Here is a 23,373-nt window from a genome sequence, read left to right on the forward strand (position 1 = left end):
CATGATATTTTGACCGCTTACTCTATTATTTCAGGGTAAGCGTTTTTTCAGTTAATCTACGAAAGGCAATTCGTATAAATCAGTTTTTCTTTGACTGTGAGTCATAATGTTCTTGCAAGTTAATCTCAATAAAGCTATAATCAGTTATAGGTTGTTTATGCATGTTTACTAAGGATTACCTATGTTTATGGCACGTTTATCGCACACAAAAACTTAATTAATCCTATCTCCGAGCCGGATCAACCTAATGAGTAATCTATGGTAACCGGCCAGGGCTTAAAGCCCTCGGGGTGTACCTGGAAACGGGTATGCCTTCACTATTGAAAAGGAGGTGACCAGGCCAGTTAGGCTTTTTTGGCGTGGCTTCACTTTCTGTAGGTGGAGTCTTTTCTATTTATATTTATGATTCACAAAACTTAATTAATCCTATCTCCGAGCCGGATCAACCTAATGAGTAATCTATGGTAACCGGCCAGGGCTTAAAGCCCTCGGGGTGTACCTGGAAACGGGTATGCCTTCACTATTGAAAAGGAGGTGACCAGGCCAGTTAGGCTTTTTTTGGCATGGCTTCACTTTCTGAAGGTGGAGTCTTTTCTATTATGAGCTGATTGATGCAGGTAATGTATGTGAATAAATTGGTGAAGGTACTTGGTGTATAAGGATACACTTATACATAAATATAAGTGTGGTTATAATAAGATTTAATCGCTTTTTTCAAATTACCAAGAGAATGCTTTCTAAATTATGTTTTTAGGAGGGTGAATAGTGAATTCTGTAGCAGCTGAAGGTATTATAAGTGTTACTGCCCTATGCAAGTCCTGTGATCACTGTACTCCAATATGTCCTACGGGTGCCATAACCGGAAAACTTGGCGAACAACATCATATTGATCAAAAAAAATGCATCAATTGCGGGCAGTGCCTGATTAACTGCCCATCCGGAATAATCAAAGACCAGAGTATGATCGCAGAAATAAAGGCAGCTTTAACTGATCCGAAAAAATTTGTAGTAGTTCAAACTGCGCCGGCAGTCAGGGTAGCTTTAGGTGAAGAATTTGGCAAGGAGCCGGGGTATAATGCCAAAGGTAAAATGTTTGCTTCTTTAAGAAAATTAGGTTTTGATAAAGTCTACGACACGGAATTTACTGCGGACTTAACAATTATGGAAGAAGGCACTGAGTTAATTAATCGGGTATTTAAAGCAGTAGGACAACCCGGTTACGAAGAAAGCGGTCCCTTACCCCAATTTACGAGTTGTTGTCCAGCCTGGATTAAATATGCAGAGGATAATTATCCTAAAATCCTTCCTCATTTGTCAACGGCCAAATCTCCCCAGCAGATGTTTGGAGCATTAGCCAAGACATATTTACCCCAAAAACTGAACATCGATCCTGCCGACGTTTATTCTGTTTCTGTCATGCCTTGTACGGCTAAAAAATATGAGTGCAACCGGCCGGAAATGATCAGCAGCGGCCACCAGGATGTGGATGCGGTAATAACGACTCGCGAACTGGCCCAGATGATTAAGGACGTAGGGATAGATTTTAATATCCTGGTAGATGAACAAGCAGATTCTTTTATCGGTCAATCCACCGGTGCGGCTACGATTTTTGGTGTGACCGGAGGTGTGATGGAAGCGGCGCTGCGTACCGCTTATGAGTTATTGAGTGGGCAAACTTTGGATAAAATTGAATTAAAAGCTGTACGCGGACTGGCTCCGGTTCGAGAAGCTACAGTTCCGGTGCCAATCAAAGCTTTGGGGAATACAGTTTTCCCGGTGAAAGTTGCCATAATAACCGGAACTAAACATGTAGGCCAGGTAATTGAAGATGTATTGGCAGGAAAACTCGACTATCATTTTATCGAAGTTATGAATTGCCCGGGTGGGTGTATTAACGGTGGTGGGCAACCGATCCGGCGGGATGCCTAATAAAAATAAAAAGGAGAAATAACGATGACATTATTTCATGAAAAAGAAGGCATAAACAGGCGGCAGTTTCTAAAAGGAACAGTCGCGTTGGCAGTGGTTGCAGCCTTTTCCGGTCTGTTTATGAAACTGGGGTTCAGCAGCGCCAAAACCAGTACTGATTATATTGCCCAAAGATCAGCCGGGTTATATTCCTTGGATGAAAAGATGACCATTCGTAAGTCGCACCTGAATCCTGAAGTTCAGCAATTATACAAGGAATTCTTATCACCGGGAGAAGTAAAACCGCTGAGCAGCAAGTCTCATCATTTGCTGCATACGCGCTACGGCAAGGATATTCCCGCATTAATTGAGGAGCTGAATCATCCAAAAGAAGATGTAAAAGCTGTATCATAAAAAGAGATAAGAAGATATGAAATGTTGGAAAGGAGAGGCTATAAATGAGTAAGGAAATTGTCAAAGGCAAAGCCTTAAAGCATGGTACGCAGACCCGGACGATGCATTGGATACACTTAATTACTTTTATCCTCCTGGGATTTACTGGAATAGGCTTCCACTGGTCCGGCAACGGCATTAACAACCTATTTGGAGGTGGTGCGAACGCATCACTTGTCCATGTTTGGACCGGCGTAATTTTCACGTTAGGACCTACTCTCTACATTCTTTTAAATTTTGATCGGTTCGCGCGTTTTATTGACACCATTACAACTTTTACCAGGAACGATATGGCCTGGTTTAAAGTCCTGGGTGGTTATGTGCCCTTCATTAAAATGAAAGTAAGACCGCCACAAGATAAATACAATGCCGGGCAAAAAGTTCTCGGCTGGTTAGTTATTATAGGCTGTTTTTTGATGATTTTTACTGGTTTTGAAATGTGGCTGGGACGTCATACTGTATCGGCTGCTTTTTTAAATACTTGCTATGCGATTCATTTTTGGACAGGGATGGTTTTAATTATAATGATAGCAGGGCACTTCTATTTGGCGGCAATTAATTCGAAATCCCGCGGTGAATTCGCATCTATGATGATTGATGGTTATGTGGATGCGGCATCAAGTGCCGAGCATAACAGCAAGTGGTTTTCCGAGCTGAGGAAAGAAGCTTAAGGTCGTAATGGAGATGTGCTGAATTGAGAGAAGATTCACATTTGCATAATATTATGCTATACTTTAGTATAAAATAAGGTGCAAAGGGCAGTCGTCTAAACACGGATACGAACGAAGAATCTTATAAAAAGAAGAGGGGATATGTAAATGGATTACCAGGAGGTTCCTGTAATCCGGGTCAGAGTTTGCAGAAAGGTCCATGCGGCTGCTCTGCAGGCGCTCTAACTTATAAGTTTTACCCTGAGAACAAGGTTATTGCTGAGTTAAAGGGGTCATCATATTAAAAATCATGATATGTTTGACCGCTTACTCTAATATTTCAGGGTAAGCGTTTTATTTTGGCTAAGCCTTCGCTTGAGACATTCTCTGTTTTCCCCCAGCGTAGCAAAGTACGAGGGACAACTCACACCTGTAACGTTAGATTTTGTGATTTGAAAATATTTTTTGTCTCACTTTTCAGTAAATTCCTCAAGATGATAAAGTGCGTCATCCTCACATGTTAAGAGGGAGTCTCACACTGGATGAAAAGGGGGTCTATGAGTCAGAACGTTTGATGCCTCAAGAAAGGAATGGGTATAAGTATGACAGAAAAGCGTTTGGGAGTTATCGGGGTAGTAATTGAAGACCGGCAGGTGGTTGGCAAGGTTAATCAGATCTTAAGCGAGCATGCCGATCTGATTATCGGCCGCATGGGTCTGCCCCATCAAACCCGGGAAGTAGCCGTCATATCTCTGATTGTTGATGGCAGCACTGATCAGGTCGGCTCCCTGACCGGGAAACTGGGCAACCTTCCGAAAGTTACCGTCAAGAGCGCGCTCACCAGAATTATTTAAGGTCGAAGTAACCACAGAATTTGAAAGGTTTATATTTAGGAGAGGTAATAGCATTAACACAAAAAGTTGGAGGTCTAAAGATGAAAGCGTATTTGGCGAAGGATTTCATTATCGATGAAGAAGTTAGGATTTCGCTGGAAGAAGGACAGGTTAGGGCTAAGGACAAAGACCATGTCAGGGTGCTTCTTGAAAAGGCAAAGACTTGCCAAGGATTGACGCATAGAGAAGCGGCGGTGCTGTTAAATATTGAGGATCAAAACGTCCTGGCAGCAATGTTTAAGACAGCCAAAGAGATTAAAGAAAAGATTTATGGCAAGAGAATCGTTTTATTCGCGCCTCTTTATATTAGTAATTATTGCGTCAATAACTGTGTCTATTGTGGCTATCAGGCCTGTAGTCAGAGCCTGAAGAGAAGCAAACTAACCATGGAACAATTGGAAGCGGAAATCAAAATTTTAGAATCGTTGGGACACAAACGAATTGTCATGGAGGCAGGCGAAGATCCGGTTAATTGCTCCTTGGATTATGTAATTGAATGCATAAAGAAAATTTACTCCTTGAAATTTGATAATGGCAGTATTCGACGCATCAATATTAACGTTGCGGCAACGACCATAGAGAATTACCGGCGTTTAAAAGAGGCTGAAATTGGTACCTATACTCTCTTCCAGGAGACGTATAATCGGGAAGTTTATGAAGAAATGCATCCCACGGGTCCCAAGCATGATTACAATTGGCATACTACGGCCATGGACAGAGCGATGGAAGCCGGCATTGGCGATGTCGGAATTGGCGTATTATATGGTTTATATAACTACAAATACGAAACTATTGCCATGCTGATGCATGCGGAACACTTGGAGGAAGCCTTTGGCGTAGGGCCGCATACAATTTCTGTTCCCAGACTGAGAGCAGCTGAGGGAGTGAATCTTAACGGGCTGCCCTACCTTGTTGCGGATGATCAATTCAAAAGAATAGTTGCGGTTTTGAGATTAGCTGTTCCTTATACCGGAATGATCTTATCCACAAGGGAAGAACCTAATTTTAGGGCGGAAGTACTGGCCCTGGGAATTTCACAGATCAGCGCGGGTTCCTGCACGGGAGTGGGCGGCTACTCGGAGGAACACGGCGCAAATAAATCAAAGGGCAAACCCCAATTCGAAGTAGCGGATCATCGTCCGCCTCTGGAAGTGATCAAAGGTTTGTGTGCAAGCGGTTATTTGCCAAGCTACTGTACGGCCTGCTATCGGGAAGGTAGAACCGGAGACCGGTTTATGTCTTTGGCTAAGTCGGGAAAAATACACAATGTTTGTCAACCGAATGCCTTGCTGACCTTTCGCGAATTCCTTCTCGATTACGCTGATGACGAGCTAAAGGAATCAGGCCAAAAAGTCATCGCTAAGGGTCTCCGGGAGATTCCGAAAGAGGCAGCCAGAAAGGCGGCTCTGGAAAAACTTAAGCGAATCGAAGCAGGAGAGAGAGATTTAAGGTTCTAATTGAGTGTTGTAATCAGTCTGCGTCGGGGGGGACAAAGTTATGATGGGCTATTGAATCCGTTTGAAGTCACAAAATCGGGAGTTCCGGGAAAATGATCTTGGGGAGGGACTAGGATGAGCTTAAATGAAACGCCAAGAGGCGGGAGAGTGCATTTGGCGTTATTGGGCAAGAGAAATGCAGGGAAATCCAGTGTGATCAATGCCATCACCGGCCAGGAAACGGCAATAGTTTCCGAAGTAAAAGGCACAACGACCGACCCGGTGTTTAAAGCCATGGAAATCTTGCCCATCGGACCGTGTGTGCTCATCGATACGGCCGGCATAGACGATCCGGGAGAATTAGGAGAGCTCAGGAAAAAGAAGACTTTGGAGGTTCTGGATATCGCTGATCTGGCACTGCTTATTGTAGATATTAAGGTCGGAATCAATGACGCTGATCGGTTTATTATTGATAAATTTAGGGAAAAGAAGAAACCGCTGATAGTGGTTTTAAATAAGCTGGATACTATTGAAGACGAAAACGAACATGAAACCAAACATGAAACCAAACATAAAAGAATAGTAAGTAGTCTCCAAGCAGAATTAAACACCCTGGTCGTTGCTGTGTCAGCTCTAACGAAGCAGGGAATCAACGAATTAAAGAATGCAATAATCGCAGTTATCCCGGAGGATCAAGATAAGTTTAAAATTGTGGGGGATTTAATTAACCCGGGTGATTTTATTGTGCTGGTTACGCCGATTGATAAAGCAGCGCCCAAAGGAAGACTAATTCTTCCGCAACAACAGACGATAAGAGACATCCTGGATAGTGATGCGATGGCGATCGTAACTAAGGAATACGAACTCAGAGAAACCCTGAATAATCTGGCCAAAAAACCAAAGCTGGTAATAACCGATTCGCAGGTTTTTTTAAAAGTGGCTGCCGATACGCCTAAGGATATTTTAATGACTTCGTTTTCGATTCTTTTTGCCAGACAAAAGGGGGATTTAACAGAGTTTATTAAAGGCGTCAAGGCGATTGCCAGGCTTCAGGATCGAGATAAGGTTTTAATAGCGGAAGGGTGTACCCATCATAGACAAGCGGATGATATCGGCAGTGTGAAGATCCCAAGGTGGCTGCGGCAGAGAAGCGGTAAGCAGATCGAGTTTGAATTCTCCGCAGGGGCAACCTTTACGGAGGACATCAAGAAATATGCCCTGATCGTCCACTGCGGGGCCTGTATGCTGAACAGAACCGGCATGCTCAGCAGAATAGAACGGGTGAAAGAGCATAATGTGCCTATTGTTAACTACGGCATACTCATTGCCTATGTTCAGGGATTACTGCCGCGAGCGCTGGAACCATTCCCCCTGGCGAAGATGATCCTGGAAGATAATTGATAGTGAAAGATTTGGGATGCGGCAAGTCTCAATGGTGTTGGATTGTTAGCGAACGTTGGGTAGGGAGAGTGGTAATGTGAGTGAAGTATCTAATTTACTGGAGAAGGCCTATCAGACGAATGAGCTCGCAAAATTTGAAATAATCTATCTCCTGGAAAGCATAACTCCTGCGGACAGAGAGGTCCTCTATAACTATGCCCTAAAGACGAAACAGGCGTATTATGGGGATAAAATCTACTTGAGAGGGCTTATTGAGTTCTCGAACTATTGCCGGCAGGATTGCCTGTATTGCGGCCTCCGGGCTTCCAATGCCCAGGTGAAGCGTTATCGGTTAACGCCGGAAGAAATTCTAGGTTGCTGTGCTCAAGGGTACGAATTAGGATATCGGACATTTGTCCTGCAAAGTGGGGAAGACCTTTGGTATACCGACGGGATGCTCGTTGCTTTGATGCAGGAGATCAAAAAACGTTATCCGGAGGCAGCTATTACCTTATCGATCGGCGAGCGGAGAAGAGAAACCTATCAAAGTCTCTTTATGGCTGGTGCAGATCGTTTTTTGATGCGCCACGAAACGGCTGCAAAGGAACTGTATAAAAAGTTACACCCAACAATGCTTTTTGAGAATCGCCGGGCCTGTTTGAGCGCTTTGAAGGACATCGGCTACCAAGTGGGAGCCGGGTTTATGGTGGGGCTTCCCGGACAAACCTCCGCCGATTTGGCGGAGGACTTGCGATATTTAATAGAACTTCGTCCGGACATGGTCGGAATCGGGCCTTTTATTCCGCATAGTGAGACGCCGCTGGGTATAAAAAAGGGCGGAACGGCGGAAGATACGTTGGTGATGGTAGCTCTGGCGCGGCTGCTTATTCCGGAGAGCCTTCTTCCGGCCACGACGGCACTTGGCACTCTGCATCCGCAAGGTCGGGAACTTGCCTTGAAAGCGGGCGCCAATGTCCTGATGCCGATTATTACTCCAACATCTGTAAGAAAACAATACGCTCTTTACGAAAACAAAATTTGTGGGGATGATCAGCCGCAAGATTGCCAATATTGTATAGAAAGAAGGATTCAGGCAGCGGGCTTTGAAGTGGATCCGGGTAGAGGGGATAGTTTGCAATATGAGTGCAAGAGTAGATAACACCAATTTCCCAAATTGGATAGGCTGCTCCCGCATAAGGAATGCCCTACTCGGCGAAACGACAGGTTACGCCGAGTAGGGATTCTTTTAGTGTCACTTTAGTGTCAGTACTTTATTCTTGTTCCCAACTGCTTATTACTTCTAATTTGAGCCAACTTCTCACTTTTTCGTTCTTAATTATATAAGGTGCATATTAAGGCATGTGTTGTAATCCCGAAAAAGCTATATAATAAGCTCCAGATGATATAATCCCCGCGTTAAACATCGAAATTCGGAGGTAGAATCAAGAAATGGTAAATCCTTTCTATATCTTGGCAGGCTGCGCTATTTTTTTAATTTATAGCGGACTCAATTACTACATTGGTCTGCGTGGGTGGCAGGCCTTGTTTAGCTGCGTCCCTTTATTAACTTCTAAAGTATATTGGACCATCTTTTGGCTGGTTTCCTGGTCCTTTTTATTCAGTCGATTCAGCCATAAATTTCTACCGACGGTAGTATACGAAGCAATGACAATGGTAGGGGCTTATTGGCTGGCTTTTATGTTCTGCTTTTTATTAGTAATCACTACTTTGGATTTCCTGCGTTTGTTCGATCACTTTCTTCAAGTTATCCCGCCCGAAATAAAACCGAATTTTAACCCTGCTTTGGGATTAGCCGTGTTGATCTTAGTCGTCGGTATTGTAAGTTACGGCGCCTGGAATGCCCGACACCCTCGAATTAATCATTATGATTTAACAATTGCCAAGCAAGCCGGATCTCTAAAACAGTTACATGTTGTCATGGTTTCAGACGTTCATTTAGGAACGATCATTCATAACGGTAATCTCACGGAGATGGTCAAGACGGTTAATGAACTAAACCCCGACCTGATTCTGTTTGCGGGAGATGTGTTCGATGAGAATATTGAATCGTCAAATAAACAACAAGTGTCCGAAAACTTTCGCAAACTAAGTGCTCCGTATGGTGTATTTGCTGTACTGGGGAATCATGAGTACATTGGCGGTAATGCTGAGGACGCGATAAATTACTTGGGTGAGGCAGGTGTAAAAGTATTACGGGATAGTTTCCTTGAGATTGCCGGGAGGTTTTATCTTATTGGGCGAGATGATCGGTCAGGGGCGCATTTCAATGGGGTTCCGAGACAAGACTTAAAAACTTTAATGCAAGGGGTAGACCGTTCTCTGCCAAGTATCTTAATGGATCATCAACCAATGCAATTAGAAGAGCCTGCTGAACAAGGGGTGAATTTGCAGTTATCAGGACATACGCACAGTGGACAAATATTTCCCATTCAATTTATTACACGTCGGATTTTTGAAAAGGACTGGGGGTTACTGCGTAAGAACGATTTTCAACTCATAGTTTCGTCAGGTTACGGAACATGGGGACCACCGGTCCGTCTTGGTAATACACCGGAAGTTGTGGATATTATGATTAAGTTTAATTAATCGATATATTTAAGAATTAACTTTCATTTCTCATAAGCGGCACACTAGTATCTTGGCGCCCGAGCATAGGTAAAGGGTTTGATTAGGAAGTATAAGTATGTGTAACAGAGCAGCTGGTTATAAAAAAAGATGCCAAAAAGGAGGTATTATCAAATAAAAAAGAGAATAGAATAGTTTTTGGTAGAGTGTTCGAATTCTTTCTAAAACTAATTCTGGATAAGAAGACTAAAAAAGAGGATTCCGTAAATTTTCGGCGAAGAATTGTATTAGAGAAGGGTTGAGAAACTAGACAAACCAAGCAAACTAAAAATGTGTGGGTAAACATCAAAGGGCGAAAGAACGTGGAAAATAGAATTCATGTCGAAGTAATTCCGCAAGAGACTATCGAGGAAGTGCGTTTACGCACGGATATCGTTGAGGTAATATCTGAATATGTCAGCTTGCAGCGAAAGGGGAAAAACTATTGGGGACTTTGTCCTTTCCATTCGGAAAAGACACCTAGTTTTACTGTGACCCCTGAGAAACAAATGTTTTATTGTTTTGGATGCAATGTTGGGGGAAACATTTTTTCTTTTATTATGAAGAAGGAAAATTGGTCTTTCGTGGAGAGCGTTCGTAATTTAGCGCGCCGATACGGCGTGTCTCTTCCTGAGAAGGAACAATCTCCCCGTGAACGGGAAGAAAACCGACTCCGCCGACGTTTTGAAGAAATTAACGAATGGGCGGCAAGTTACTATCACGACCTTCTTTTGAGATTACCCGAAGGAGAACCCGGACGAGTCTATTTTGCTAAACGCGGGGTTGACATAGATACCATGAAAAGCTTTCGTTTGGGTTATGCTCCGGAGCGTTGGGATGGATTATTGAGTTACATGCAGGAACGGGGCGTTCAACCGCATGAATTAGCCGAGGCCGGTCTGGCCGTTGAAAAGGAAACGCTGGGTAAAGACGGGCAACACCATTATGATCGTTTCCGAAACCGCGTGCTATTTAGTATACTTGACCAACGTAAACATCCCATTGCCTTTGGTGGCCGAGTGTTGGATGATTCTATCCCAAAGTATCTAAATTCTCCGGAGAATGCTTTCTTTAATAAAAGACATCACCTCTATGGAATGCATCGTGCCCATCAAGGTATTCGTGAATTAGGATATGCTCTCTTGGTCGAGGGTTATCTGGATGTCATTGCTCTGCAAAATGCCGGGTTCCCGAATGCGGTGGCCTCCTTGGGGACAGCTTTAACTAAAGAGCAGGCAAAACTTTTGAGACGGTATACTTCACGCGTCGTCCTTCTCTATGATTCCGATGGGGCGGGAATTCAGGCCGCATTTCGAGGGGGAGAAATCCTTCGCGACGCTGGGATCCGGGTGGACGTCTTAACCTTAACCGGAGCAAAGGATCCGGATGAGTTTTTGAAAAGTTATGGTGTGGAGAAGTTTAACCAAGCTCTAAGCAAGGTTTTGACCTTTGTGGAGTTTAAATATCAGACACTATTTCGCGAACAGCCACCACGGAATATTCCGGAAAAGGCAGAACTGGTGATTAAACTTGCAGCAGATATCTTGAAAGTTAGCAGTCCGGTTGAACGGGAAGGGTATGAGCGCTTTTTAAGTTTGGAACTCGGCCTTACATTAGAGGCAGTACAACGCGAGATTGCAAGCTACGAACTGAAAAAACCTAATAATGAGCGCGTACAGGAATATTTTCAACAAAAACGGGTTAGTTCTCTAAAAAGTAGGGATAATATTACTAATGCCATTCTATGTAAGGATAATAGCGTACCCCCTCTCCCCATCGTCTATTTGGGAGTTTATCGAGCAGAGCTTTTGCTTCTACGCCTGCTTTTAGAAGATATTTCATATTTGCCTAAAATCAAGGCTATGTTAGGAGAATCCTTTTGGAAAGTCCCTGTACATCAACAAATTTTTAATTATCTCAACCAGGATGGCGTTTTGCCGGCGCATTGTGACGAAACTGTGCAAAGCCGGTTGGCGAGTTTGTTTCTGGAAGAGTTAGATAGATCGCAAACTGAGCGGCTTTTAGATGATTGTATCAAGGAAATTCTCTCTACTCAAGCTGAGGAAAGAGTAGAAGATCTTCAAGCACGCATGGCAGCATTGGAAAAAATCGGTGACATGGCAGGGGCCATGGCTCTGTTGAAAGAGATAGGAGAGCGGTTAAAACGTGGTGAATAGTAAGGTTAAAGACTCCCAACAGGATGATCTGAGGGAAGGTGGGGGACAGATGAACGAAGAACAAAAAATGGACAGCGTCCGAGCCCTCATTCAGAAAGGCAAAAAGAGAGGGTTCATAACATACCGAGAGATTATGGATGCTCTCCAAGGGATTGATCTTTCTGCGGATCAAATTGACGATGTCTACCAACAATTGGGCCGTATGGGGATAGACGTAGTGCCTGAGCCAGGAGAAGTTGATCTGGAGGTTCTGAAAAAGGCCAAGGAAAACGAGGATGAAATAGTAGAGGAATCGGAAGAAGATGTGGAAGAAGAGGCTGAAGTGGATCTAAGCGTCCCTGAAGGTGTGGGAATTGATGATCCGGTTCGCATGTATCTGAAAGAAATTGGACGAGTCCCTCTGCTTTCGGCTGAGGAAGAAATACAATTGGCGAAACGTATGGAGGGCGGCGACGAGGAAGCTAAGCGGCGACTGGCTGAAGCCAATTTGCGACTCGTGGTCAGTATTGCGAAACGCTATGTTGGACGGGGTATGCTTTTCCTTGATCTGATTCAGGAAGGTAATCTCGGATTGATTAAGGCAGTAGAAAAATTTGATTATATCAAAGGGTTTAAGTTTAGCACGTATGCCACATGGTGGATCCGTCAGGCCATTACCCGTGCCATTGCTGATCAGGCTCGGACGATCCGGATTCCAGTTCATATGGTGGAAACGATTAACAAGTTGATTCGCGTTTCACGGCAACTCTTGCAGGAATTGGGGAGGGAACCAGCGCCTGAAGAAATCGCCAAAGTAATGGATATCCCGGTAGAACGTGTACGTGAAATTATGAAGATTGCCCAGGAACCGGTTTCGCTTGAGACACCCATCGGGGAAGAGGAAGACTCTCATTTGGGAGATTTTATTCCAGATGAGGATGCTCCGGCACCAGCCGAGGCCGCTTCCTTCATCCTCTTAAAAGAGCAATTGGAAGAAGTTCTGGATACATTAACCCCCCGTGAAGAGAAGGTGCTGAGGTTACGCTTTGGACTTGATGATGGACGTACCCGAACATTGGAAGAAGTTGGACAAGAATTTGGGGTTACTCGCGAACGAATTCGGCAGATTGAAGCCAAGGCATTACGGAAATTGCGCCATCCCAGCCGGAGTAAAAAACTGAAGGATTACTTGGAATAAGCGACAAAATACGAAGTTCGATGTCCGAAGCTCGAGGTTCGAATGACGTTTGAAAAGTCCGTTGGGGATTGAAGGATTTTATTTTTGTATATAAGGCTTGACTATAGGAGCAGAATTACGTATAATAACGCGTGCAAAGGACATTCCTCGATAGCTCAATGGTGGAGCAACCGGCTGTTAACCGGTAGGTTGTAGGTTCGAGTCCTACTCGGGGAGCCAATTGTGAATTTATCTCAATATGGGCCCATAGCTCAGCGGTAGAGCCCCCCGCTCATAACGGGTCGGTCCTTGGTTCGAATCCAAGTGGGCCCACCATAATCGAGGTACGAAGTTAGTGGTTCGTGGTTCGAACGATGGATGCGGCATAATTGAATATCCAATGTCGATTTGGGCGATTAGCTCAGCGGTAGAGCGCATCCTTCACACGGATGAGGCCACTGGTTCGAGACCAGTATCGCCCACCAGTATCGTCCACCAGTATCACCAAGGCTTTCAGGGTTGACATAAAATAAAAATTTGCTTGTATAGTATAGTTCCGCGATTACGATTAGTTTTTCAAATACTTGTATCCTCTCAAGGGGGTGGATGGATTCAACTTAAATCACCTCCTCAAATAGACTAAGCTATAATTATATTCTATAGCTTATTTCAGCTTCCTCCCGTGCGACATTCTTAATGGTTTTTCGTCAAGTTTTGCAATAGATAGCTTGCTTTGATCATATGTAGACAATTTAGTAGGAAACAATTATAATAAGGCTGTCGTTGCCAGCACTTTCCTTTTCAAGGGAGGGGCTTTGTTTGTTTTTAGAGATCATTCTTATTGCTAACGGTCTCTGTCCGTAACCTGGGCATGATTCTTCAGTTAAAGTTAATATTATCCTCTTCAGGGAAGGATATCCCAGAAATATGCAGAACTAATCAAAAACATAATTGATTTAAGCCTTACCGGCTATTGGAAATCGACAGGAGGAATGGTTTTTGAAAAAGGACTTTTTTACGAAGGATTCATATGATACTGAGAAAAATACTCGTCGTTTGTTTTTAGATAGACTAATGCTCAATACGCGTTTGTATTTTATGTGTAAATATGTAAATATCGTGCTAAAATCCCGTAGGGCAGCCTTAAGAGGTCAATATGATACAGAGGCTTGGGCGTTATCTTCATATGATATTTTTAAGTTAATTGAGGGTTGCGGGGGTAGATTTCATATCACAGGGCTTGAGAATTTTCAGAAGTGTAAAGGACCTGTTGTTTTTGTCAGCAACCACATGAGCATACTGGAGACTTTTGTATTTCCCTGTATAATCGCTCCATTTATGAACGTCACCTTTGTCGTTAAAGATAGTCTGGTTAAACATCCGATCTTTGGCCCAATTATGCGTTCGCGAAATCCAATCGTTGTCAGCAGGGAAAATTCCCGAGCAGATTTCCAAACAGTAATGAAAAAAGGACAAGAATTATTAGCCAATGGGGTATCGATTGTTGTGTTTCCGCAAAAGACAAGGACTGTAGAATTTGTACCGCAGGAATTTAACACCTTAGGAGTAAAGTTGGCAAATAATGCTAAGGTTCAAGTTGTGCCCATTGCCATAAAGACAGACTTTTGGGAAATCGGAAAATACTTAAAGGATTTGGGACCAATCAGACGGAGTAAACCAATTCATATGGCCTTTGGAGAACCAGTAGCGATCAATGGTTCAGGAAAAGAGGAAAATAAAACAATTATTAAATTCATTAGTTCTCATTTAGAGAAATGGCACGATTGAGTATACAGAGGATAATGGACTGTATTAATGAGGTGAACCATGACTTTACCGGTTATTTTAGGTCCTCGCTTGCAAACGGTCGCAGCTTTTGTTCCCAATGGTGCAATTCTCGGCGACATAGGGACGGATCATGCTTATTTGCCCATAGCCCTCTATGAGACGCAGCAGATAGCAAAAGCAGTCGCCATTGACGTTCATGAAGGTCCATACCAATCTGCCTTGACTGCCGTCAAAGCCCGGCGTTTAGAAGAAGCTATTCATGTGCGGCTTGGTGATGGGTTAATGCCGCTCGAGTCCGGGGAAGTCAATGTCTTAACGCTGGCGGGAATGGGTGGGAAAACCATATTGGACATACTGTCTGCACGGCCGGACGTTCTTGAGTCTGTGCATGATCTTATCCTGCAGCCTCAAGGTGCAGAGAGCGCCGTACGATTGGCATTGTTAGGCGGCAGGTGGCGGCTGAAGGCAGAAAGGTTAGTTGAAGAAGATGACCGCATCTATGTCGTTATGGCATATTCTAAGGACGATGGTTGGGACGGGGCTGGAATTCAAATGATCGAGGGCATATGGACAGCGCGTCTGCATCCCCTCCTGGAGAACGGGAATATCTCAGCGACGGAGTTTCCAAGTCTGGTCCGGAAAATGATCTGGCAATTTGGACCACTGGTTCTGGAAGAACGCACGGACCTCTTGACACGATATATTAACGTTTACATGAGCATGCTGGCAAGGCAAATGGAGCAAATGAAAAAGTCGAAGAGCCCTGGGATTATGACTAAAATCAGAAAAGTATCTGAGGAATTGGCTTTGCTGGAGGGATTGCGGAAATGGCAGTAACAGCGGAATTGGTGGCTCAGGTCATCGAAAAAATTGCCCCCAAATCATGGGCGGAGGATTGGGACAATGTCGGGTTGCTCGTGGGGAGCGGAACCGCCCCTATTGAGCGCATTCTAATCACCCTAGATGGAACTTTGGAGGTCGTCGAAGAAGCGAAAGCTTATGGCGCCCAGCTTATCGTTGCCCATCATCCGATAATCTTTCGCCCCCTCAAGAATTTGCGGGTGGATAATGCCGCGGCTCAGGTCCCTCTGCGGCTTTTGCAGTATCAGATCGGCTATTACACGGCCCATACGAATTTAGACCAGTCCATAATTTCTTCGAGTCGAGCACTCGGTGAGGTCCTTGGATTGACGGAAATGAAGATTTTGGCGGAGCCGGCGGATGACCACATTACCCTGCTCCAGCGTGATGAGCAGCGAGGGTATGGAGTGAGCGGGTATCTGCCGAAGCCTGATAAATTGGGGGCTGTCTGGAAACACTTTTTGGGCTGTTTAAGCCGGCCGGGAGTTTTTGCCCAGCCCTATGATTTAGCCGGAGTGCGCCTGGCGGGGTCGTTAGAAAATGTTGTGCGTAAAGTTGCAATTGTCAATGGGAGCGGGGCTCGCTTTGTACAGAAAGCGTTATTTATAGGTGCTGATCTTCTTATTACCGGTGACGTTGACCATCATACCGCTCTGGATGCCCTTGAAGGTGGTATGGCTGTCGGCGATCTTGGGCATTTCCTGAGTGAGGCCCCTATGCTGCAAGCGATGTTTCAATATTTGTCTACAGATAAATTTCTTCAGGGGATTGAGATTCGAGTGAGTTTAACAAATCGCCCGCCTTGGTTATGGCAAATTTAACCAGAATTATCTATTTGACCAAAACTAATTTTTTTAGTAAGATTATTTAGCGAAGCTAATCAGATGATCGCGGGGGTAAGGACCGAAAGGTCGCCTCTGAGGAAAGTCCGAGCTCCACAGGGCAAGGTGCTGGGTAACACCCAGTGGGGGAAACCCCAAGGAAAGTGCAACAGAGAGATACCGCCGATCAAGGAGGTCAGTTGTCAGAGGCCTGAGGTCAGAATAAATTCGTTCTCAGCCGAATTCTGGCTTCCGGCTTCTGACTACTGGCTTCCGGGTAGGTAAGGGTGGAAAGGCGAGGTAAGAGCTCACCGGCAGTCAGGTGACTGGCTGGCCATGTAAACCCCACCTGGAGCAAGACTGAATAGGGGAACTATGAACGGCCCGTTTTTGTTCCCGGGTAAGGTCGCTAGAGGCCGTCGGTAACGGCGGTTCGAGATAGATGATCATCACCTCCATATGGAGGGACAGAACTCGGCTTATAGGTTGGCTTCGCTCGACAAGAATTGGCAGGATTATACCTGCTTTTTTTTGTACTTACTTAGAAAGTATAACTTTCAGTTACATACTTTCTATAGATCCCTTCTCGCCATACGGCATGTAAAAATAACTTGAGGGATTAAATCTAAGAAGAGGGATAGCATTCAAATATCTCTCTTTTTTCTTGGTATAGATATACGTTGTTTTGAGAAACCTAAAGCGTCATCAGCTAAGGAAAGGTAGGATGGGGTTGAAGGCTGAGAGACTTTGATTTCAAGGAGTTCTGATGCTATGAATTTACTTTTGGAAGTGCATCCTTTCGCCGTCGCCGTATTTTCCATAGCCTTAGGCGCAACCGGGCAATTTTTATTTCGCCTGGGAATGCTGCACTATGGTAAGGTTACAGTAACAGGAATTTGGGGACAACTCGGAGCGATCATTTTTACCCCGGAAATTTTTCTTGGTTTTACGTGCTTTGGGGTTAGTTCCATTCTTTGGCTTGTTGTGATTTCACGCTGGGAACTTAGCTATGCATATCCGCTCGTTGCCTTGGGATATGTGTTGGTCATATTTTATGGAACGTTTCTCCTCCAGGAAACTATTGCTTTACCTAAAATCGCGGGCAGTGTCCTGATCTTAGCGGGAATAAGTGTTTTGGGATTATGGGGGCAATCTTGAAGGGCTGATGAAAACATAAGGATAGTTACCGAAATTATCCGACTCTGAGAGTTGCAACGCTTCCTTGAATAAGATATGATAAGTGAAGTAGGAAGATATAACTGAATAGCATTTCCAAATGGGCCATTCAAAATCTTTTTGGAGTCATAAAGACAAGAAAAAGGGGCGTGTGTTGAATGCAGTTAAAGGACTTCGGGCGAGGCGCGCGGATTGAATTATCTAAAATGGCCAAACTACTCGGGATGAAGTTTATCGGTTATAATCCAAATGCTCAACTGGTATCGTTGGAGATTCAAGGTAAAGGGGTTACTTATCCCTTAGAGGAGTTTATCCGACAGTATGAAAGAGTGTGTACGACAACTTAAGTATTGACTTACTTTAGCTTAACTCAGCCTAACCTGGACTCGGATAAGTATATAGGTGGTGTAATGAAACTTGTTTTCAAGTTCCATTACACCACCTTTTTGTGGGACGGAGAAACTAGCGGTGAATTGTTCGCCTCTATTTAAGGAAATTTTCCGTTGCGTATTTCAGATTACACTTATAAAATGGAACGTGAGGAGAATACTACCAATATGAAAAACAATGTGAAAAAGAAATAATTAAGTTCATATAGCGGAAAACTATTGCCGGAACTTTATGAACTTATAAATTGAAAAAAAGGGCTATAATTAAAAAGTAATTAAAAGACAGTAAAAAAGGAAAAACAAATGGACAATAAATTAAAAATAGAAGAACTAAAATCAAAAATTACACATCATAATGAACGCTATTATAATCAAGACAACCCTGAGATTTCTGATTATGAATATGATGTGCTAAAGCAGGAATTAATAAAATTAGAGAATGAAAATCCGGAACTAATAACATCAGACAGTCCTACGCAGAAAGTTGGCGGTTCCGCCAAAAGAGAAGCAGGTATTCTTGTGGCTCACAGAAACCCGATGTTAAGCTTGCAGGATGTTTTCACAAAAGAAGATGTTTCTCAATTTGTGGAGAATATTAAGAATAGTATCTATGATCCAACTTTTGTAGTTGAAACCAAAATTGATGGATTGTCGGTGTCTTTGCGTTATGAGAGTGGAAATTTAGTGATGGCCGAGACAAGAGGCGATGGTATCAATTTTGGAGAAGACGTAACCGAAAACGCAAAGGTAATAAAAGATGCAAAGAAAAAACTAAAAGACCCTATTCCTTATTTAGAAGTTCGTGGCGAAGTATATATGACTAATAAAGCTTTTGAGGCAGTAAATGAGAGACAAGAAATTCTAGGAAAGAAATTATTTGCTAATCCTCGAAATTGTGCTGCCGGAACTTTAAGACAGTTAGACAGCAAAATCACTAAAGATAGAGATTTGTCTTTATTTATCTTTAATATCCAGGAAACAGAAGGTATTACCTTTACAAGTCATGTCGAGGGATACGAATGGTTAAAGAAGCAGGGTTTAAAAGTTATTGAAACATATTATGTCTGTAAAACTACAGATGAAGTTTGGAATGCTATTCAGATAATTGGAGAATCCAGAGGCAGTCTGGCCTATGATATTGATGGTGCTGTGGTTAAAATTGATCATCTTGAAAGTAGAACTATGCTTGGAGCTACATCTAAAGTACCAAAATGGGCAATAGCTTACAAATATCCGCCAGAAAGAAAAGAAACAAAGTTATTAAATATTGAATTATCTGTAGGCAGGACTGGGAAAATTACTCCGACGGCAATTTTTGAACCAATTCGCTTATGCGGGACAACTGTTTCAAGAGCAACATTACATAATCAGGATTTTATAGATAGGTTTGATATTTGCATTGGGTCAATACTACTGATTGAAAAATCCGGTGATGTTATTCCAAAATGTGTAGGTGAATTAAAAGAAAAGAGACATGAAAATGCAAAAAGGTTTGTGATGCCTGATAGATGTCCCGCTTGTAGTGCCCCAGCCGTTAGACAGCAGGATACGGCGGATCTTAAATGTACAAATGTAAACTGCCAAGCTCAGCTGGAACATCATATCATTAACTTTGTTGGACGTGATGCTATGGACATTAAAGGCTTTGGAGAAATATATATTCAAGAATTAGTTAAACTTGGATATATCAAAAATATAGCCGATATTTTTCTCTTAAAGAATTTCAGAGCTGATTTAATTAAAAAGGGTATTATTGGTAAAGAAAAAAATACGGATAAGCTTTTAGCGAATATAGAACAGGCAAAGCAGAATGAACTACGTAGTTTATTAACTGGATTTGGCATTCCTAATATCGGCAAAGCAGGAGCAAGAGAATTAGCTAAGCATTTTGGTTCAATGGACCGCATTATGGAAGCAACAATAGAAGATTTATTAGGTGTATCAGATATCGGCGAAATCAGTGCCAAAGCTATTTATGATTACATGCACGACGAAACTAATCTTATGATTATCAATAAGTTAAAAGAAGCTAATGTCAATATGAAAATGGAATCTGAAGAAAACATTGCCGAACAGAAATTCGCCGGACTGATCTTTGTCATAACCGGAACCCTGCCAACAATGGAAAGAACTGAAGCGAGTGAGTTAATACAGAAATATGGCGGTAAAGTATCTAATAGTGTATCAAAAAAGACTAATTATGTATTAGCAGGTGAAAATGCAGGCAGTAAATTAACAAAAGCACAGGATTTAGGCATTGCAATCCTCAGTGAAGGTGAATTAATCAAAATGTTAGAATAAATTTAATATGTTTACCTGTGCTTTGACATTTGTTATGATACAGAGTAAAGCAACATACTACCCAAAGGGAAGGTGAATTAGATGACAATTTTACGTGAAGACGTTGAATATGTGGCCGCATTGGCACGCTTAGAGCTGACTGAACCGGAGATTCAAGAGTATACCGAACAACTCAATTCCATTTTAGACTATGCGGCTATGTTGGAGCGCTTAGTCACAGACGATGTGCTGCCTACTGCTCATGCTGTTCCATTACATAATGTCATGCGCGAGGACCAAGTAGGACCATCGCTTAAGCATGAGAAAGCCTTGAGGAATGCCCCGGATGGGGAAGAGGGCTTCTTTAGGGTGCCGAGGATAAGTTTAACTTGAGATAAGGAGGGTCTGGGGATTATGATGATAGGTAAATCAGTCAGCGAACTGCATGAGCTTCTCGTTCGTAAAGACGTCAGCTCTACGGAGCTGACGAAAGCATACATAAAGCGTATTCAGACGGTTGATCCGGAATTGAAAGCCTATTTAACGGTCATTGAAGATCAAGCTTTGGCTCAGGCAGCCGAAGTTGATCGCAGGATCGCCCAAAACGAGGTGCTCGGTGTTTTAGAGGGAATTCCAATGGCCTTGAAGGATAACCTGTGTACAGAAGGGGTTCGTACAAGCTGTGCCTCAAAGATGTTGGAGAATTTTATGCCGCCATATAATGCGACTGTCACAGACCGTCTCCAGGCTGCGGGAACAATTCTGCTGGGCAAAGTCAATATGGATGAGTTTGCGATGGGTTCATCAACCGAGAATTCCTTTTTTGCAAAGACAAGAAATCCCTGGGATTTGGAGCGTGTTCCTGGAGGATCCTCCGGGGGGGCTGCTGTAGCCGTAGCTGCGGACGAGGCTGCTTTTTCCCTGGGGTCAGACACGGGGGGCTCCATCCGTCAACCGGCTGCGTTTTGCGGGGTGGTTGGCATGAAGCCAACTTACGGCGCAGTCTCACGGTTTGGCCTTATTGCCTTTGCGTCTTCACTCGATCAGATTGGTCCTTTGACTCAAACCGTGCGGGACAATGCCTTGGTACTGAATGCCATCGCCGGATATGACCCGCTGGATTCAACGTCAGTTGCTTATCCGAGACCAGATTATACTAAGTTCCTGGTCAACGACATTAAAGGCTTGAAAATAGGGGTTCCCCGGGAGTACTTAGGCGAAGGGATTGATCAGGACGTCGCCGGAGGGATTCGGACCGGCATTCAAACCCTAATCGAGCTAGGAGCAGAAGTGACTGAATGCTCGCTGCCGCATACGGAGTACGCCATACCCGCCTATTACTTGATTGCCACTGCCGAGGCGAGCTCAAATCTTGCCCGCTATGACGGAGTGCGCTATGGGTACAGGGCGGAAGTCGACGATGTCCTGGGTATGTTTAAAAAGACCAGAGCAAAGGGATTTGGACAGGAAGTAAAACGCAGGATTATGCTCGGAACCTATGCCTTGAGTTCGGGTTACTATGATGCCTATTACCTGAAAGCACAAAAAGTCCGAACGCTGATCAAGCAGGATTTTGACAAAGCGTTTGAGAAGTTTGATGTCTTGCTCTCCCCGACGGCTCCGACCCCAGCCTTTAAATTGGGTGAAAAATCTGCGAATCCTTTAGCCATGTATTTATCAGACATTACGACCGTACCGATTAATTTGGCCGGCATTCCGGCAATTTCTATTCCGGCGGGATTTGTAGGCGGAATGCCGATTGGTATGCAGCTGATGGCTAAAGCGTTAGATGAGGGAACGTTGTACCGCGCAGCCTATACCTTTGAGCAAAACACCCCTTATCACACGGTAAAACCGAGTTTGTCCTGGGAGGTGCCGGCGCGTGGCAGTTGCTGATAAATACGAAATGGTCTGTGGGCTGGAAGTTCATGTTGAACTCCAAACCAAGACAAAGATTTTCTGTGGATGTACAACGGAGTTCGGGGGAGAGCAAAACACGCACGTTTGCCCGGTGTGCCTTGGTATGCCTGGAGCGCTCCCGGTGCTGAACCGTGAGGTTGTAAATTATGCGATTAAAGCAGGTTTGGCGTTGAATTGTCAAATCGCGAAGTTTTCAAAGTTCGATCGAAAGAACTACTTCTATCCTGATTTATGTAAGAATTATCAGACATCTCAGTTTGACTTACCCATCTGTTTACAAGGTGGCTTAGAGATAGAAGTCGACGGCGAGAAGAAATGGATCGGGATCACCCGGGCCCACATGGAGGAAGATGCCGGTAAGCTTGTGCATAGCGGCGAGACTATCTCCACGTCTTACGGGTCTTCCGTCGACTATAACCGAGCCGGAGTGCCGCTGCTGGAAATCGTCTCGGAGCCCGATATGCGCTCGATTCCGGAAGTTCTTGCCTATCTTGAAAAATTGGTTCAGATTCTCGAGTATACGGAAGTCTCGGATTGTCGTTTGGAACAAGGCTCTGTTCGCTTTGATATCAATGTTTCGCTTAGGCCCCTCGGCACGGAAACCTTGGGAACTCGTACCGAAACCAAGAACTTAAATTCCTTTAGTTCTGTTCGGCGCTGCATGGAGTATGAAGTGGCTCGTCAAGCCCGGGTTTTAGATGCGGGCGAAGACGTGGTTCAGGAGACACGCACTTGGGATGAGGGGCAGGGAATCACCTTAGCGCTTCGCTCTAAAGAGGAAGCTCATGATTATCGGTACTTTCCTGAACCCGATCTGCCTCCCCTGGTTATCGACCGGGACTGGGTGGAGAGAATCCGGAAAACCCTCCCTGAGCTTCCTGCAGCGCGTCGTGCCCGCTTGCAGGCGCTGGGACTGTCAGCTTATGATGCGGCTGTGATCACGCAGGCTAAAGCTATGGCGGACTTCTTTGATGCAGCCTTAGCTTACTATGGAGAAGCCAAAACATTGGCGAACTGGATCATGGGTGACCTTACTCGTCTGTTGAACACAAACCAGTGCAGTGTGCTTGATTCTCCGATTTCTGCCCGGCAATTAGCGGAACTCCTCGAACTCATCACTCAAGGAATCCTCAGCGGGAAGATTGCCAAGGGGGTCCTTGAAGAAATGTACAGCACGGGTAAGGATGCGGGCACGATTGTCAAGGAAAAAGGACTGGCACAAATTAATGACGAGGGAGCGCTTCTCGGTATTATCGATGACGTAATTTCCGCAAACCCCCAATCAGTGGAAGACTACCGAGCTGGAAAAGCTAAAGCGATTGGGTTCCTCGTCGGGCAAATCATGAAAGCTACCAAGGGCCAGGCTAATCCGGGGCTTGTTAATCAGTTGCTTAAGGAAAGATTAGCATAAATTTAAAGCCATCGATGGACGTATAAGAGAAGAATATTTTTTTGGGAAG

General features: G+C 44.1%; 19 protein-coding genes, 3 tRNA genes, 1 other RNA gene and 2 riboswitches. All 23 genes read left to right on the forward strand.

The genetic code is table 11. From position 1 onward, the window contains the following. The first annotated feature begins 215 nt into the window (after nucleotides 1–215). Nucleotides 216–347: riboswitch (molybdenum cofactor riboswitch) on the forward strand. 71 nt (nucleotides 348–418) lie between these two features. Continuing rightward, nucleotides 419–550, forward strand: a riboswitch (molybdenum cofactor riboswitch). A 215-nt stretch (nucleotides 551–765) separates the two neighbouring features. The 23 genes from AC6I5A_RS09005 to gatB all read left to right on the forward strand — a co-directional run bounded on the left by AC6I5A_RS09005 (nucleotide 766) and on the right by gatB (nucleotide 23,324). Next, the gene (locus AC6I5A_RS09005) at nucleotides 766–1,929 is read left to right on the forward strand and encodes a [FeFe] hydrogenase, group A (protein WP_052167989.1); all 1,164 of its coding nucleotides are present in this window, start codon (nucleotides 766–768) and stop codon (nucleotides 1,927–1,929) included. A gap of 24 nt (nucleotides 1,930–1,953) precedes the next feature. Next, entirely contained in the window at nucleotides 1,954–2,322 is a 369-nt protein-coding gene (locus AC6I5A_RS09010) for an iron hydrogenase small subunit (RefSeq protein WP_052167990.1), read from the forward strand. A gap of 44 nt (nucleotides 2,323–2,366) precedes the next feature. Beyond that, complete coding sequence (locus AC6I5A_RS09015) at nucleotides 2,367–3,032, forward strand: formate dehydrogenase subunit gamma (RefSeq protein WP_034614669.1); 666 nt, start codon at nucleotides 2,367–2,369, stop codon at nucleotides 3,030–3,032. Nucleotides 3,033–3,613: 581 nt separating this feature from the next. Then, on the forward strand, nucleotides 3,614–3,865 hold the full coding sequence (locus tag AC6I5A_RS09020) for a TM1266 family iron-only hydrogenase system putative regulator (protein ID WP_034614672.1): 252 nt from the start codon (nucleotides 3,614–3,616) through the stop codon (nucleotides 3,863–3,865). A gap of 80 nt (nucleotides 3,866–3,945) precedes the next feature. After that, nucleotides 3,946–5,361 carry a [FeFe] hydrogenase H-cluster radical SAM maturase HydG gene (gene hydG, locus AC6I5A_RS09025; RefSeq protein WP_034614675.1) on the forward strand — a complete coding sequence of 472 codons (1,416 nt, stop codon included), beginning with the start codon at nucleotides 3,946–3,948 and terminating at the stop codon, nucleotides 5,359–5,361. Between the two features lie 114 nt (nucleotides 5,362–5,475). Continuing rightward, nucleotides 5,476–6,741: a [FeFe] hydrogenase H-cluster maturation GTPase HydF gene (hydF, locus tag AC6I5A_RS09030; protein ID WP_034614678.1), complete on the forward strand. Its 1,266-nt coding sequence runs from the start codon at nucleotides 5,476–5,478 to the stop codon at nucleotides 6,739–6,741. A 76-nt stretch (nucleotides 6,742–6,817) separates the two neighbouring features. Next, the gene (gene hydE / locus AC6I5A_RS09035; protein ID WP_034614682.1) at nucleotides 6,818–7,879 is read left to right on the forward strand and encodes a [FeFe] hydrogenase H-cluster radical SAM maturase HydE; all 1,062 of its coding nucleotides are present in this window, start codon (nucleotides 6,818–6,820) and stop codon (nucleotides 7,877–7,879) included. 290 nt (nucleotides 7,880–8,169) lie between these two features. Next, entirely contained in the window at nucleotides 8,170–9,327 is a 1,158-nt protein-coding gene (locus tag AC6I5A_RS09040) for a metallophosphoesterase (protein ID WP_034614685.1), read from the forward strand. Between the two features lie 341 nt (nucleotides 9,328–9,668). Continuing rightward, entirely contained in the window at nucleotides 9,669–11,522 is a 1,854-nt protein-coding gene (gene dnaG / locus AC6I5A_RS09045) for a DNA primase (protein WP_052167991.1), read from the forward strand. Next, a complete protein-coding gene (gene rpoD / locus AC6I5A_RS09050) occupies nucleotides 11,512–12,699 on the forward strand; it encodes an RNA polymerase sigma factor RpoD (protein ID WP_034614686.1) in 1,188 nt (395 codons plus the stop codon). Before dnaG ends, rpoD begins: the two co-directional genes overlap by 11 nt. Before the next feature lie 144 nt (nucleotides 12,700–12,843). Continuing rightward, nucleotides 12,844–12,918: transfer RNA gene (locus AC6I5A_RS09055), tRNA-Asn, on the forward strand. Between the two features lie 21 nt (nucleotides 12,919–12,939). Beyond that, nucleotides 12,940–13,014, forward strand: a tRNA-Ile gene (locus AC6I5A_RS09060). 74 nt (nucleotides 13,015–13,088) lie between these two features. Next, a tRNA-Val gene (locus tag AC6I5A_RS09065) sits at nucleotides 13,089–13,163 on the forward strand. Nucleotides 13,164–13,677: 514 nt separating this feature from the next. After that, a complete protein-coding gene (locus AC6I5A_RS09070; RefSeq protein WP_034614689.1) occupies nucleotides 13,678–14,466 on the forward strand; it encodes a lysophospholipid acyltransferase family protein in 789 nt (262 codons plus the stop codon). Between the two features lie 39 nt (nucleotides 14,467–14,505). Then, nucleotides 14,506–15,303 carry a tRNA (adenine(22)-N(1))-methyltransferase gene (locus AC6I5A_RS09075; protein WP_034614692.1) on the forward strand — a complete coding sequence of 266 codons (798 nt, stop codon included), beginning with the start codon at nucleotides 14,506–14,508 and terminating at the stop codon, nucleotides 15,301–15,303. Further along, on the forward strand, nucleotides 15,294–16,148 hold the full coding sequence (locus AC6I5A_RS09080) for a Nif3-like dinuclear metal center hexameric protein (RefSeq protein ID WP_034614695.1): 855 nt from the start codon (nucleotides 15,294–15,296) through the stop codon (nucleotides 16,146–16,148). The genes AC6I5A_RS09075 and AC6I5A_RS09080 overlap by 10 nt, the downstream gene beginning before the upstream one ends. A gap of 51 nt (nucleotides 16,149–16,199) precedes the next feature. After that, nucleotides 16,200–16,646: RNase P RNA component class A (gene rnpB / locus AC6I5A_RS09085), an RNA gene on the forward strand. Between the two features lie 273 nt (nucleotides 16,647–16,919). Continuing rightward, nucleotides 16,920–17,306 (forward strand): DMT family transporter, encoded by a 387-nt coding sequence (locus AC6I5A_RS09090; RefSeq protein WP_034614697.1) that lies wholly within the window; start codon nucleotides 16,920–16,922, stop codon nucleotides 17,304–17,306. A gap of 176 nt (nucleotides 17,307–17,482) precedes the next feature. Next, a complete protein-coding gene (locus tag AC6I5A_RS09095) occupies nucleotides 17,483–17,671 on the forward strand; it encodes a Rossmann-fold NAD(P)-binding domain-containing protein (RefSeq protein WP_034614699.1) in 189 nt (62 codons plus the stop codon). Between the two features lie 345 nt (nucleotides 17,672–18,016). Beyond that, nucleotides 18,017–20,014, forward strand: a complete 1,998-nt coding sequence (gene ligA / locus AC6I5A_RS09100) for an NAD-dependent DNA ligase LigA (protein ID WP_034614702.1) — start codon at nucleotides 18,017–18,019, stop codon at nucleotides 20,012–20,014. Between the two features lie 81 nt (nucleotides 20,015–20,095). Further along, nucleotides 20,096–20,386, forward strand: a complete 291-nt coding sequence (gatC, locus tag AC6I5A_RS09105; RefSeq protein WP_034614704.1) for an Asp-tRNA(Asn)/Glu-tRNA(Gln) amidotransferase subunit GatC — start codon at nucleotides 20,096–20,098, stop codon at nucleotides 20,384–20,386. Between the two features lie 21 nt (nucleotides 20,387–20,407). Then, on the forward strand, nucleotides 20,408–21,889 hold the full coding sequence (gatA, locus tag AC6I5A_RS09110) for an Asp-tRNA(Asn)/Glu-tRNA(Gln) amidotransferase subunit GatA (protein WP_034614706.1): 1,482 nt from the start codon (nucleotides 20,408–20,410) through the stop codon (nucleotides 21,887–21,889). Beyond that, nucleotides 21,876–23,324: an Asp-tRNA(Asn)/Glu-tRNA(Gln) amidotransferase subunit GatB gene (gene gatB, locus AC6I5A_RS09115; RefSeq protein ID WP_034614709.1), complete on the forward strand. Its 1,449-nt coding sequence runs from the start codon at nucleotides 21,876–21,878 to the stop codon at nucleotides 23,322–23,324. The genes gatA and gatB overlap by 14 nt, the downstream gene beginning before the upstream one ends. The last annotated feature ends 49 nt before the right edge of the window (nucleotides 23,325–23,373 follow it).

Source organism: Desulfosporosinus sp. Tol-M2, assembly GCF_059735615.1.

What these genes read in the sequence shown, in the direction of transcription:
- AC6I5A_RS09010 (WP_052167990.1), top strand. Translation starts at nt 1,954, where the DNA reads ATGACATTATTTCATGAAAAAGAAGGCATAAACAGGCGGCAGTTTCTA.
- AC6I5A_RS09015 (WP_034614669.1), top strand. Translation starts at nt 2,367, where the DNA reads ATGAGTAAGGAAATTGTCAAAGGCAAAGCCTTAAAGCATGGTACGCAG.
- AC6I5A_RS09020 (WP_034614672.1), top strand. Translation starts at nt 3,614, where the DNA reads ATGACAGAAAAGCGTTTGGGAGTTATCGGGGTAGTAATTGAAGACCGG.
- hydG (WP_034614675.1), top strand. Translation starts at nt 3,946, where the DNA reads ATGAAAGCGTATTTGGCGAAGGATTTCATTATCGATGAAGAAGTTAGG.
- hydF (WP_034614678.1), top strand. Translation starts at nt 5,476, where the DNA reads ATGAGCTTAAATGAAACGCCAAGAGGCGGGAGAGTGCATTTGGCGTTA.
- AC6I5A_RS09040 (WP_034614685.1), top strand. Translation starts at nt 8,170, where the DNA reads ATGGTAAATCCTTTCTATATCTTGGCAGGCTGCGCTATTTTTTTAATT.
- AC6I5A_RS09075 (WP_034614692.1), top strand. Translation starts at nt 14,506, where the DNA reads ATGACTTTACCGGTTATTTTAGGTCCTCGCTTGCAAACGGTCGCAGCT.
- AC6I5A_RS09080 (WP_034614695.1), top strand. Translation starts at nt 15,294, where the DNA reads ATGGCAGTAACAGCGGAATTGGTGGCTCAGGTCATCGAAAAAATTGCC.
- AC6I5A_RS09090 (WP_034614697.1), top strand. Translation starts at nt 16,920, where the DNA reads ATGAATTTACTTTTGGAAGTGCATCCTTTCGCCGTCGCCGTATTTTCC.
- AC6I5A_RS09095 (WP_034614699.1), top strand. Translation starts at nt 17,483, where the DNA reads ATGCAGTTAAAGGACTTCGGGCGAGGCGCGCGGATTGAATTATCTAAA.
- ligA (WP_034614702.1), top strand. Translation starts at nt 18,017, where the DNA reads ATGGACAATAAATTAAAAATAGAAGAACTAAAATCAAAAATTACACAT.
- gatC (WP_034614704.1), top strand. Translation starts at nt 20,096, where the DNA reads ATGACAATTTTACGTGAAGACGTTGAATATGTGGCCGCATTGGCACGC.
- gatA (WP_034614706.1), top strand. Translation starts at nt 20,408, where the DNA reads ATGATGATAGGTAAATCAGTCAGCGAACTGCATGAGCTTCTCGTTCGT.